Consider the following 12,988-nt stretch of genomic DNA (forward strand, 5'->3'; position numbering starts at 1 on the left):
CCATGAGGCGGGGGTGGTTTTCCATCCCAGCCTCCTTCCCCCGCGGCTCCGGAGGTCATTTTCCCCCGGTCATCAGGACGAGGGCGCGCGGGAAATACCGTTTAATCAACAAATAAACGCCCCGCGCCAGCATGTAAACCACGGGAGCCAAACACCACCACACCCAGGCTGGCCATGGGGATGGAAAACACATTTCCACACCTGTCAGGGCAATCAGCACAAAAATGTGGGAACAATATACGAAGAAGCTGCCGGAGGCCCATTCCGCCATGCGCCGGGCCGCGCCGGAACTGACGGCTTTCAGCACAATCCCGAAGCTCAGGAAGGCAAGCACGGCCAGCCCGGAAAAAGCGGCGTCCGGAATCAGGAAAGTATCCGTACAGCTTGCCCAGACCAGCGCCGCACAGGCCAGCAGAATGGAGCCGTGGACGGCCAGGGGAAGTTTTTCCCAGCGGTTCAGGCTGTCCGGCACGGAAGACGCCAGCATGAGGCCGAGCACAAAATCCCCGAACATGTAGGGGCTGGGCCATGCCAGGGAATCATCCCACCGGTTCAGGAAAAGGCACAGCAGGCCCAGCGTGTAAAGAGCCCAGCGGACTCTGGAAAGAAGAAACGCTGCCAGCGTAAACGCCATCAGGTCACGCAGAAACCACATGGGAGTCAGCATGGGGCACGCGCCCAGGCCGAACACGGAAGCCAGAGCGCCGGAAGAAACGGGCATCCCCGCCAGCAGCCAATAGGCCGCGCACCAGAATAGGTACGGCCGCAGCAGGGACATCAGCCGCCCGGCGGTCCATTTGCCCGCGCCCGCCCCCAGCAGGCGGGGAGCGGAAAAATACCCCGCCAGCAGGAAAAACGTCGCCAGCGCAGGCCCGATCAGCCACTGGTTGGGAGGGAATCCCGCGGAAGGAACATGCTGCATGATGACCACCAGCGTGGCCAGCAGGCGCGCAATTTCCACCCAGGGCAAACGGCCCTGAAAGACAGGGGTGGCGGAAAGAGCGGTCATGGCGGCGCTATTCTGGATGAACCGTGCCGCAAAAGCACTATTTTTATTACCAGTCCGTTTTTTTATCCCAGGAGAAGGGAAACAAGCCTGTCAGTTTCCTTCCAGTATCCCGCCGATCACGGGTCCAATTTCTCCAAAGCTTTTGACTCCGGGCGGGTTCTCCCCATGAAGGCCGATATGTTTTTCCATCCAGACCATGTGGTACCAGCGGTGGAATTTATACCCGCACCGGTGGAATTTTCCCACCATCTGAAATCCCAGCTTTTCATGAAACCTTACGCTGTCCGCGGCAAGGTACTCATCCTCTTTCTCCGGGCAGGCAATGCACGCATACAGGTTCAGTATCCCCTGCTCCTTCAGAATGAGTTCCAGGGCTTCATACAGCCTGGCGCCGATGCCCAATCTTTTTTTGTCCGGAGCCACATAGACGGAAAGCTCCACGGCCCACTCATAAGCCGCCCGTTCATGGAAAGGGGCCGCATAGGCATATCCCAGAATTTTTCCGTCCGCTTCCGCGACCAGCCAGGGATATTTTTCCTGTACGCGCCTGATCCGGGCGGCAAACTCTTCCGTGGCAGGAATTTCATATTCAAACGTAACCGCCGTCTTCGCTACATAGGGCGCGTAAATGGACAGGAACGCCTCCGCGTCCCGTTCCGTTGCCGCCCGCAGGCTGATCCTGTGTCCGTGTCCGGTAAGGGACTTTGAAGGCGTGCACGTATTCATGGCCCTTTCTTCATACCTTGCCGGGGAAGTTCTGTCACTCTTTCTCCCTGTGCCCCGCATGGATAACCCGGTTTCCGGGCCTTTGCAAAAGAGCGTATTTCCCGGTCCATAAAAAACGGCCGGATTCCCGACGGAAACCGGCCATTGGAAAGGATGCCCCGTTCAGCAGGGACCCGCGTTCAGGAATAAAAACCGATGTCGGGTTCCCGTTCTTCCTGCCTGCGCTTGAAATAAGGGTTGCGGTAGCGGTGGATGCGGTTCCTGGGGGTGCCCGGGGTGTAATGGAGCGGGTCCGCCTCCTTGGCGGCTTCCCGGCTTAATATTTCCACAAAGTCCTTCAGGGACATTTCCAGGTCCGCATCATGGCACGCCAGAGCGGCGGATACGCGCACCATGCCGTTGTCATAATCCACATACATGGCGAACAGCGTGGTCTGGTACAGATGCCACGGTTCTCCATCCGTTTCTCCGGACTGGTGGCCGCTGATGGCCTCCAGCAGCCACGTCAGCGCGTGTTCCAGTTCCAGATTGTCCAAAACATCCCTGATGAGGGACGTTTCATGGCCAAAGACGGCCACGCTTTCCTGTTGTCTTGCCCTGTTGATTTTCATGTCTTGGTTCTCCTTTCCGGTTTCCCTGGTTGAACGCGGGACGGCGGATCATCCTACCGCTCCAACGTACTTGGACACTTTTATTCAGCAGGTTGTTCAATTTGAAACAGGATTATTTCAATCCATGTCCACTTTTCCAATATAAGGCAATTCCCGGTAACGTTCATCCAGGTCCATTCCGAACCCCACCAGGAAGTCATTTCCCTGGGTAAAAGCGACGTAATCAGCCTCAAAGGGCACTTTGCGGCAGCAATGCTTGTCCACGGCCACGGCGGTGAGCACCTGCTTCACTCCCCTGTTTTTCAATTCCCGGCAGACTTCGGCAAGCGTGGCGCCCGTGTCCAGCACGTCATCCACCACCAGAACGGGTTCCTCCGGATGGAAGGAGCCGCAGTCACCTTCCCAGACAACGGAGCCGGAGGCCGCCATTCCCGCATAGCTGGTGACCTTCACGGCTTTTACCACGGGACGGGATTTCAAATGCCCCATCAACAGGGTTGCGAAAGGGAGGGCGCCCTTCAACAGCAGAAGCAGGACGTAGCTCCGCCCCGCCATGTCGGCGTCAATGGAAGCGGCCAGTTTCTTGACGCGGTCATTGATGGCCTGCTCCCCAATCAAGGGAGTGATGGTGTAAGTCATGTAAGCGGAGGAATGATAGCGTTCCGGACATGGAAATCAACCTTGGAAGAAGAATGATTGACGGGAGGAAACGCTCCAGGCACGGCTCCATTCCCGCCTGCGCGCGGCTCCTGCCGTTTCCTCCGTCTTCCCGCTTACCGGAGTTTTTATCCGTTGCCCAAGGTTTACGGAAAGTGGCGGCCGGGGGCGCATTTAACGGTAGCGTCCCCCTGCACCGCATGGTAGAGTGGGGCAGAAATGACTGATTCCCCTTCCAAGCGCCTTTTTATTCTGGATGGAATGGCTCTGGCGTATAGAGCCCATTTTGCCTTTTTCTCCAATCCCATCCGCAATTCCAAGGGAGTCAACACGTCTGCCGTGTACGGCTTTGCCAATACGCTGCTGGGCATTCTGGAACATGAGCGGCCCACGCACATCGCGGCCTGCTTTGATACGTCCGCTCCCACGGAGCGCCATCAGCTTTTTCCGGCCTACAAGGCCAACCGGGAGTCCATGCCGGAAGACTTGAGCACGCAGATGCCGCTGATTTTCCGGCTTCTGGAGGCCATGAATATTCCCATCCTGCGCTATGAAGGGTATGAGGCGGATGATACGATAGGCACGCTGGCCCGCCTGGCGGACGATACGAAGGAGTTCAAGACCTACATGGTCTCCCAGGACAAGGACCTGGGCCAGCTCATTTCCCCCACCTGCTATCTGTGGCGTCCCGGCAAGCGGGGCAACGACCATGAGGTGATTGACCTGGAAAAGCTCAAGGAGCACTGGGGCATTGAACGCGCAGACCAGGTGATTGACATCCTGGCCCTGATGGGGGACAGCTCCGACAATATTCCCGGGATTCCCGGCGTGGGTGAAAAGACGGCCAAGCTGCTGATCGGGGAGTTCGGCTCCGTGGAGAACCTGCTGGCCAACACGGACAAGCTGAAGGGGAAGCGCAGGCAGATGGTGGAGGAGAACGGCGCGCTGGCCACACTTTCCAAACAACTGGCCACCATTGACCGGGAAGTGCCCCTGACGGTAAGCCTGCCAGACCTGGCCAGGAAGGAACCGAGCCCGGAGGAACTGCTGGCCATTCTTCAGGAGCTGGAGTTCCGTTCCATGCAGTCCAAGCTGTTCGGCAAGAAAGCCCCGGAAGCCAGAAAAGCCCCCATTCCCGCAGATGATTTGTTTGCCCCGGCCGGGACGCCGGAGCCCGTGGTGGAAGCGCCCGCCGCTCCTGCGCAGCCCAGGCAACGGAATGACGCGGGCCAAATGGATTTGTTTGAGGAACGCCATCTGAAAACGGCGGATGATTTCAAGCATGAATACCTTATTGCGGATACGGCGGAAGCCCGCGCCGCCATGGCGTCCGAACTGGAAAAGCATGATTCCTGGTGTTTCAAAGCGGAGGCCACGGGCCAGAATCCGCTGACGGACGAGCTGCGGGGGATCGCCTTCTGCGCGGAACCGCGCAAGGCATGGTACCTGCCCGTTTCCGGGCCGGAGGATATGGAAGCGGTGAGGCCGCTCCTGGAAGGAACCGCGGAAAAGATCGGCCACCACCTGAAGTTTGACCTGGAAATCCTGCGGGCCAACGGCATCCGGGTGAAGGGGCCCTTTTTTGATACGATGCTGGCTCACGCCCTGATCGCTCCCGGCATGAAGCATGACCTGGACCTTCTGGCGGAGAGCTTCCTGCAATATTCCACCATTAAGCTGAAGGACATCGCCGCGCCGGGAGCCAAAAAGCGGGAACTGGATACCAGCGGCATTTCCGTGGAGGTCATGGGCAAGTATTCCGCAGAGGACGCGGATATTACCCTCCAGCTTTCCGGCATCCTGAAAAAGCAGGTGCAGGAGAGCGGCATGCAGGAACTCTTCCGCACGGTGGAACTGCCCCTGCTGCCCGTGCTGGCTGACATGGAGTTTACCGGAATACGCGTGCTTCCGGAATCCCTGGAAAAGGCTTCCGTGAAGGTGGGCGCCATCATTGACGGCCTGCGGGACAGGATTGAAGAAGCCGCAGGCCACCCCCTGAACCTGAATTCCCCCAAGCAGCTCGGCGATTTCCTGTTCGGGGAGCTGGAGCTGGTGAAGAAGCCCAAGAAGACGCGGACGGGCCAGTTCGTGACGGATGAAGACACCCTTTCCGCCCTGGCCCCCAGCCACCCCATTGTGGCGGATATCCTGGCCTACCGGGAGAACATGAAGCTGAAAAGCACGTACCTGGACGCACTGCCCAAGTACATCTGCCCGCGGGACGGCCGCATTCACACCCAGTTCCACCAGATGCTGACCACCACCGGGCGGCTGGCCTCCCAGGACCCCAACCTTCAGAATATTCCGGTGAGGACGGAACAGGGGCGCCTGATCCGCACGGCCTTCGTCCCCGCTTCCGATGAGTATACCATGCTTTCCGCGGACTATTCCCAGATTGAGCTGCGCATCATGGCGGCGCTTTCCGGAGACCCCGCCATGTGCGAGGCGTTCCAGGCCGGCAGGGACATTCACACGGAAACCGCGGCCAGGGTGTACGGCATTTCCCGCGACGAGGTGGAGGTCACCATGCGCCGCGCGGCCAAGACGGTGAACTTCGGCATCATTTACGGAATTTCCGCCTTTGGCCTTTCCCAGCGGCTGGGCTGCTCCCGCAGTGAGGCCGCCACCCTGATTGAGAATTATTTCACCCAGTTCCCCGTGGTCAAATCCTTCATGGAAAACCTGGTGCACAAGGCGGAAAAGACCGGTTACGCGGAAACCCTGCTGGGCCGCAGGAGAATGATTCCGGAGATCAATTCCGCCAACAAGACTATCAAGTCAGCGGCCGAACGCACCGCCATCAACACACCCATTCAGGGAACGGCGGCGGACATGATCAAGATAGCCATGATCCATGTGAATAAATTGCTGGAGGGAACCAGGTCCCGGCTGATCCTCCAGATTCATGATGAATTGCTGGTGGACCTGCACAAGGATGAAACGGACCTCATCCCGAAGATTGAGGAAGCCATGATCAGCGCCCTGCCCCTCCCCAACGGCGTTCCCATCCTGGTGGAAGCCAGAACGGGCGGCAACTGGCTGGAAGCCCACTGAGCCGTTTGTTCATTTCACCGAGGAACGGGGATGCCTTCAGGTCTTCTCCGTTCCTCCGTATTTTTGAATTGACGGATGCTTTCAGATTGTGGACGCTTCCGGATCATGCATTCATCATCCCTTCCGGCGATTGCCCTGGCTGCCTGTACCTGCGTTTGCCTTCAGGATGCCGCGGCGTCCGTATTTTATCCGGGAACGCCTCCCGGCCCCCCCGCCGCCCATCGGGATGGGGATGTCTATACCTTGAGCAACAACGTTCTGAGCGCTTCATGGAAGGTTTCCGGCAACAGGCTGGTTCCCCTGGGAATCGTGAACCGGGAACGGGACGCCAAGGCGGAAAATCCCGCCTCCGGCGAACAGTCTCCGGAGTTGTTCCGCCTTTCCACGGAGAAGGAAGGCTACAACCTTCCCTCCTCCCGGTTTGTGATGGAAGGAACACCCGCCATCAGCGCCCTGAAGGGGCACGCCGCAAGTTCCCGGCTGGGGGAACGGCAGGAAGGAGCGGTGATTTCCGCCACCTTCAGGGATAAAAAAAGCGGGCTGACGGTCCATTGGAAGGCGGAATTGAGAAAGGGTTCCTCCTACGTGAAGGAGACCTACAGGATTGACGCGTCCAGGAACGTGAATTTGAAGAAAATCCAGCTGATTGATTTGCAGGACCATTCCCTGGCCGTGAAGGGCTCCGTACCGGGCAGCCCCCTGGTCAGCGAGCGGGAAGGCACGTTTGCCGGCATTGAGCTTCCCGTAGCCAGGGCGCAGGCCGGAGGAGGAACGGGAACCGTCGGGTTTGACTGCAACCTGCCCATGGGGCCCGGAAACGCCCAAACCTTCACTACGGTGCTGGGCGTATGGCCGGAAAACCAGCTGCGCCGCGGCTTTCTTTATTATCTGGAACGGGAGCGCGCCGCGCCGTACCACCAGTTCCTGCATTATAACGGCTGGTATGACGACGGCCTGGACCCTACGGAGGAAACGCTCGTCAAGACCGCCGGAGAATACGGGAAGGAGCTGGGTTCCCGCCATGTCAAGCTGGACGGCTTTGTACTGGATGACGGGTGGGATGACGTTAATGAAGACCTCTGGCAGCCTTCTACCAAAAAATTTCCGCACGGATTCGGCCCCGTCGTGAAGGCGGTGGGCAGGATTCCCGCCGGGTTCGGCATCTGGATTTCCCCGCTGGGCGGGTATTTCGGCCCGGAAAAACGGGTGCAGCACGCCAAGGACAAGGGCATTCTTCCCGCGGACGCCGCAGGGTTTGACCTTTCCTTCCCCAAGTATTACGAGTGGTTCAAGAAGCGCTGTTCCGACCTGATGAAGAAGGACAAGGTGACCTATTTCAAATGGGACAAGGCCGGAGACGGCATCAGCCCCCATTTCATGGCCCTTCTTTCCATCGCCAGGGAACTCCGCCAGGAGAATCCCCGTCTGTTCATTAACACGACGGTAGGCACCTGGCCCTCTCCCTTCTGGCTCAATCATGTGGATTCCACCTGGCGCAGCGGTACGGCGGACGTGGGCTGGACCGGCAAGGGAAATGACCGCGAACAGTGGATCACATTCCGCGACGGCGCCTGCTATAACGTCATTGTCAAACCGGGGCCCCTTTATCCGCTGAATTCCATCATGCACCATGGCATGGTGCTGGGCACCAAATTCCAGGCGGCACGCGTCAGCAAGGGACAGGACGGAAAACAGGATAACAAGGACCTGAAAAATGACGCCCGCATCTATTTTGGTTCCGGAGCCAATCTTCAGGAGCTTTACCTTACCCCCTCCATGATGGACAAAAAGGCATGGGATGACATAGCTGCCGGAGCGCGCTGGGCGCGGCGCTTCCAGGATGTTCTGGCGGACGCGCACTGGGTGGGCGGCAACCCGGACCAGCTGGAACCTTACGGTTATGCGGCCTGGAGCCCGCGGGGCTGCACGCTGGCCCTCCGCAATCCGGACGACAAGCCGCGGTCGATTGACCTGGATGCAAAGACCGTCTTTGAGCCCGTTCAAGGGCAGCCTGCGGTTTTCTCCATGAAGGCCTCTTATCCGGACCAGCGCGTCAAGACGCTGAAACTGGAACAGGGCAAGCCCGTAAGCGTGGAGCTTCAGCCCTTCGAGGTGCTGGTGTTTGACATGAGAACGGACAGGCGCTGACAACAAGAAACCGCCTTGTATGGAAAACCATGCCTTCCCTTGCGGACGGCATGGTTTTTTACGGTTCCGGTCCCGGTTGCCGGAACCTCTTTGGAAAGAATGGCTTTCCCGGAGAAGGCGGAAGGAGGCCTCCCGGCAGGTTTTAAAGAACCAGGGCGTCCCCTTCCTGGAATTCCGGAATGGTCACCAGGGATTTGCCGTCTTTCAGCGCCACCACGTGCACCTTGCGCTCCTGCATGCCTTCCGGGGTTTTCACCTGGATGGAGCTTCCATCCCTGACGGCATGGGAGGGAATCCATACGGAAGAGGGAACCTGCACATTGATGTTCACCTGAAGGGCCATGTTCACGGGAGCCACCTGCCATTCGGAAACGTGGGAGGCGTTAGGCTCCAGTGAGGCAATCAGCACCGCGGAGTTGCGCTCGGCATCCAGCGCGGAATCCACCGCCGTCACATGGCCCAGCCATTGCAGCCGTTTTCCGTTGTTCAGCACACAGGAGGCGGTCAGGGCCGTATTCACCTTGCCCTGCTCATCCCTGGGCAGCGCGGAAAATTCTTCCAGCGGCACGGGAACGCGTATCATCCGCTCCTGGAGGGGGATCACCTTTCCCACGGGCTGCCCGGCAACCACGCGGGCCCCGGCGCCTACGGAACATTCCACCACCTGGCAGGTATAGGGAGCTTCCAGCACCGTATCCCGGAGGGCCTGTTCCGCCTCAGCCACGTACGCTTCCGCGGCGTTCAGCCGCGCATTCACGGCCCGGCGCTGCGGCACCCGGAGCACCAGCTCGGATTCCTTTCCGCTTTTGGAGACGGAGCTGTACGTTTTTTTAATGGCTTTCAGGGCTTCCGCCTGTTCCGTGGAAACGTCCAGGCGCGCCTGTTCCAGTTCCGCCTGGGCGTTCGCCAGCCGGGCGCGGTATTCAAATTTTTCCAGCTCCAGCAAGGGGGTCCCCTTCAGGATGATTTCTCCCGCGTTAAAGAGGGGATGCACCTTGTCCACCTTTCCGGAAACACCGGGAGAAAGCATGGTCAGGTGGGAGGCCTTCACCACGCCGGGCGCGGAAATGGTCAGGGCGTTTTCCTGCAAATGCAGGGGTTCCACCGTTCCGGAGGAGGATGCCTTGCCCTTTTCTCCCGAGGAGGAGAAAGACGGGTCCGTTATAATGGCCGTGCCGATCAAAAGAGCGACGATCCCCAGGCCGATGCCTATGGACCAGGATGTTCCCTTTTTGTGAGGGGCCTCGCTCATGAACAGCTCCGGGGGGAACGCGGCCCGTTATTTGGGATATTCCGTCTCCATGATGTGGGAGTAGGCTTCCGCCGTTTCCACAGCCACGGTTTCAATGTTTTTCATCAACTGGGCAAACTGGGCTTCCGTGAGGTCCATGCCTTCCAGGACGAAGGACTGGCGGTAGTAGACGTAACCGCTGTTGGGGTCCAGCTGGAAGGCGCCTGCCGTCTGGTCGGCATTCAGTTCACTGAGGATGATGCTGACTTCCACACGGCGGTGTTCAGGCACCTTGGCGGCGAAAAGCACGTCAATGACCAGCGTCTCCGGATGATCAATCATCGTGTACAGGAGGCTCACGGGCGTGAACGTATCACAGGGGACGAACGCGATGCCTGTTCTGAGATTGAGGTTGTCCGCGGAAGTGATCCATTCCGTTTCTTCCCCTCTCTTTCTGAGAACGGTGTACACACGGTCCAAAAGGCTGAGCTGCTGGTTTTCCATATTGAAAATTGTTTAACAGGAGGGTTGCTTGCAAAGGCGCATGCAACGTACGCGCCCGTTTACTGGATTCAAGCTTACTGGCAACCTTCTGATTCGTCAAGCTCTCCTGACGCAAAGAAATTGAAAAAACATGTACGCATCCGGCATGAAAACAGACGCCGCCCGGATGGACGGCGTCTGAAAATGCAATGCGTGCGTGACGCGCGCCTTCTTCCGGCGTTTGTTTACAGGATGTCTCCGGGCATGTAGCATGCGCCGTCCGGGAACCTGCCCGTCAGCTCCCGCACCATGGCCTGGAACGCCTCCACCTGGGCGTCAGCCATGCCCGTGGCGGAGGAGTTGGAGTCAAAGATGTCCTGGAGAGCCGCCCTGTCAATGCCCAGGCGGCCGTCTTCCGCCAGGCGGTCCAGCAAGTTGTTTTCCATGATCTTTCCGGCCCGCAGGTCGTTGGAGACGGCTACGGCGTGCTCCTTGATGACCTCATGGGCGGTTTCACGGCCAATGCCGCGCTTGACGGCTTCCATCAGGATGGTGGTGGTCATCAGGAAAGGCAGGTAGCGGCGCAGTTCCGCGGCCACCACGGCTTCATACACGCCCATCTGGTTCAGGACGGTCAGGAAGGTTTCAAACAGGCCGTCCGCAGCATAGAAGGAGTCAGGCATCACCACGCGGCGCACCACGGAGCAGGATACGTCCCCCTCATTCCACTGCTCCCCGGCCAGTCCGGAAACCATCATCAGGTAGCCCTTCAGGATGACGTGGAAGCCGTTGACGCGTTCGCAGGAGCGGGCGTTCATCTTGTGCGGCATGGCGCTGGAACCGGTCTGCCCCTTGGCAAAGCCTTCCGTAGCCAGTTCATGGCCGGCCATCAGGCGCAGGGTCTTGGCAAAGGAGGAGCAGCCGGAGGTCAGTTCCACCAGGCCGGAAACCACGGAGAAGTCCAGGGAACGGGGATATACCTGCCCCACGTTCATCCACTTGGAGGGGATGCCCAGGTGGGCGCACACGCGGTCCTCCAGTTCCAGGACGCGGGCGGCATCCTTCCCGAAGAGGGAGAGCTGGTCAAGCTGGGTGCCTACGGCTCCTTTAAGCCCGCGGACGCTGTAACGGTCCATCAGGGAAATCCAGGTCCCCAGGCCGTGCACGATGTCTTCCCCGAACATGGCGACGCGCTTGCCCATGGTGGTGGTCTGCGCGGCCACGTTATGCGTGCGCCCGGCGATGGTTACGTGCTTCCACTGTCCGGACAGGGCGCTCATGCGGTTCAGCACGGCCACGGCCTTGTCACGGATGATCTGCATGGATTTCCAGATCTGGAGCTGTTCCACGTTTTCCGTCAGGTCGCGGGAGGTCATGCCCTTGTGGATATGCTCGCACCCGGCCAGATCGCAGAATTCTTCAATGCGCGCCTTCACGTCATGGCGCGTGACGCGTTCGCGGGCGTCAATGGCGGGCAGGTTCACCTGGTCCTTTACCCGTTCATAGGCCTCAATCACGCCGTCCGGAATATCCAGTCCCAAATCCTTCTGGGCCTTCATCACGGCAATCCAGAATTCGCGTTCCAGAATGATGCGGCCCTCTGCGGACCAGATGGATTTCATGGCGGAGGATGCGTACCTTTCAGCCAGGACATTGGGAATCACGCTCATATCAAAATGTGTGTATGCAGGGGTTATAAAAAACGGTGGACCGCCATGATCATGACGGAAGGGAAAAAAGCAAGCACTTTCCCCTTTCAGGGGGCTTCCGGGTTTCTGCGGGAAAAGCTCCCCGTTATTCCTGTTTTTCCGCCGCCGGGGGCTCCAGCCCGTACCTTGCGTATCCGGAAACGATTTCCTGGAGGATGGCGGAAATTTTCTCCAGGGACTGGACCGGAACGTATTCATACCTTCCGTGGAAGTTATGGCCTCCGGCGCACAGGTTGGGGCACGGCAGCCCCATGAAGGAGAGCCGGGCTCCATCCGTGCCGCCGCGCACCGGAATGATTTCCGGCTGCACGCCCACGGCCTTCATGGCCCTGCGGGCGTGTTCCACCAGGTGCATGTGGGGGAGAATCTTTTCCTTCATGTTGTAATAGGAGTCCTTCACCTCCACCCGCACCGTTCCCTCCCCGTATTTCCGGTTCAGCAGGGCCGCGCACTCCCGCATGAATTCCTTCTTGCGTTCAAATTCCTCCTTGCCGTGGTCCCGGATCAGGTATTCTCCGGCCGCCTGCTCCACATCCCCGCGGAGGGAGTCCAGATGGTAGAAGCCTTCATAGCCCTCCGTAAAGGCCGGGTTCTGGAACACGGGGAGCATCCCCTGGAATTCCATGAGTACCAGGCACGCGTTCAGCATCCGTCCCTTGGCGCTGCCCGGGTGGATGCTGGTGCCCCGCACCGTCACCACGGCGGAGGCCGCGTTGAAATTCTCGTATTCAATTTCCCCCACCGCTCCCCCGTCCACGGTGTAGGCAAAGTCTGCGCCGAAGCGCGCCACGTCAAAGGAGTCCGCTCCGCGGCCTATTTCCTCATCCGGCGTGAAGGCAATCCGTATTTCGCCGTGAGGGCGTTCCGGATGCAGCAGGAAGGAGGCGGCCATATCCATGATTTCCGCCACTCCCGCCTTATCATCCGCACCCAGCAGGGTGGTCCCGTCCGTCACCACCAGGTCCTGGCCCGCATATCTGCCCAATTCCGGAAAAACGGACGGGGAGAGCACAATTCCCTGTTCCCGGTCCAGAATGATGTCTCCGCCGTCATAGGAAGGCACGATGCGGGGCTTCACGCCGCTGCCGGAGACGCCCGGGGCCGTGTCCACATGGGCCACCCAGCCGATGACGGGAACCTGCCTGTCCACATTGGACGGGATGGAGGCGTACACGATGCCGGAAGCCTCATCCAGTTCCGCGTGCGCCCCCAGTTCCTCCAGCTCCGCGGCCAGCATCCGGGCCAGAGCCGTCTGGCCGGGCGTGGAAGGAACGGCGGAGGAATCCGCATCAGACTGGGAATCCACGGAAACATACTTCAAAAAACGGTCTAAAACGGAGATATTCATCAGGAAAATCAA

At 59.3% G+C, this 12,988-nt stretch carries 10 protein-coding genes; 2 read left to right on the forward strand and 8 right to left on the reverse strand.

Annotated elements, in window-relative coordinates:
* Positions 1-55 precede the first annotated feature (55 nt).
* The 4 genes from CXU21_RS02770 to CXU21_RS02785 form a co-directional block, all read right to left on the reverse strand.
* Positions 56-1,009: an acyltransferase family protein gene (locus CXU21_RS02770; protein ID WP_102724972.1), complete on the reverse strand. Its 954-nt coding sequence runs from the start codon at positions 1,007-1,009 to the stop codon at positions 56-58.
* Positions 1,010-1,099: 90 nt separating this feature from the next.
* Positions 1,100-1,735 (reverse strand): GNAT family N-acetyltransferase, encoded by a 636-nt coding sequence (locus CXU21_RS02775; protein ID WP_102724973.1) that lies wholly within the window; start codon positions 1,733-1,735, stop codon positions 1,100-1,102.
* 179 nt (positions 1,736-1,914) lie between these two features.
* The gene (locus tag CXU21_RS02780; protein ID WP_102711638.1) at positions 1,915-2,346 is read right to left on the reverse strand and encodes a hypothetical protein; all 432 of its coding nucleotides are present in this window, start codon (positions 2,344-2,346) and stop codon (positions 1,915-1,917) included.
* Between the two features lie 117 nt (positions 2,347-2,463).
* Positions 2,464-2,985: a phosphoribosyltransferase gene (locus tag CXU21_RS02785; protein WP_102724974.1), complete on the reverse strand. Its 522-nt coding sequence runs from the start codon at positions 2,983-2,985 to the stop codon at positions 2,464-2,466.
* Between the two features lie 237 nt (positions 2,986-3,222).
* Here CXU21_RS02785 and polA point away from each other — a divergent pair, with 237 nt between their 5' ends.
* Complete coding sequence (gene polA / locus CXU21_RS02790) at positions 3,223-6,057, forward strand: DNA polymerase I (RefSeq protein WP_102724975.1); 2,835 nt, start codon at positions 3,223-3,225, stop codon at positions 6,055-6,057.
* A gap of 105 nt (positions 6,058-6,162) precedes the next feature.
* Positions 6,163-8,205, forward strand: a complete 2,043-nt coding sequence (locus tag CXU21_RS02795; RefSeq protein WP_102724976.1) for an alpha-galactosidase — start codon at positions 6,163-6,165, stop codon at positions 8,203-8,205.
* A gap of 142 nt (positions 8,206-8,347) precedes the next feature.
* Here CXU21_RS02795 and CXU21_RS02800 read toward each other — a convergent pair whose 3' ends face one another.
* The 4 genes from CXU21_RS02800 to pepT form a co-directional block, all read right to left on the reverse strand.
* Positions 8,348-9,457, reverse strand: coding sequence for an efflux RND transporter periplasmic adaptor subunit (locus CXU21_RS02800; protein WP_102711648.1), 1,110 nt, complete (start codon positions 9,455-9,457; stop codon positions 8,348-8,350).
* Positions 9,458-9,484: 27 nt separating this feature from the next.
* Positions 9,485-9,940, reverse strand: coding sequence for a YbjN domain-containing protein (locus tag CXU21_RS02805; RefSeq protein ID WP_102711650.1), 456 nt, complete (start codon positions 9,938-9,940; stop codon positions 9,485-9,487).
* A 224-nt stretch (positions 9,941-10,164) separates the two neighbouring features.
* Positions 10,165-11,589, reverse strand: coding sequence for an adenylosuccinate lyase (gene purB / locus CXU21_RS02810; protein ID WP_102711652.1), 1,425 nt, complete (start codon positions 11,587-11,589; stop codon positions 10,165-10,167).
* 124 nt (positions 11,590-11,713) lie between these two features.
* Positions 11,714-12,976, reverse strand: coding sequence for a peptidase T (gene pepT, locus CXU21_RS02815; protein WP_102725421.1), 1,263 nt, complete (start codon positions 12,974-12,976; stop codon positions 11,714-11,716).
* Positions 12,977-12,988 lie beyond the last annotated feature (12 nt).

This window comes from Akkermansia muciniphila (genome assembly GCF_002884975.1).
In the GTDB taxonomy this organism is placed as follows: domain Bacteria; phylum Verrucomicrobiota; class Verrucomicrobiia; order Verrucomicrobiales; family Akkermansiaceae; genus Akkermansia; species Akkermansia muciniphila_C.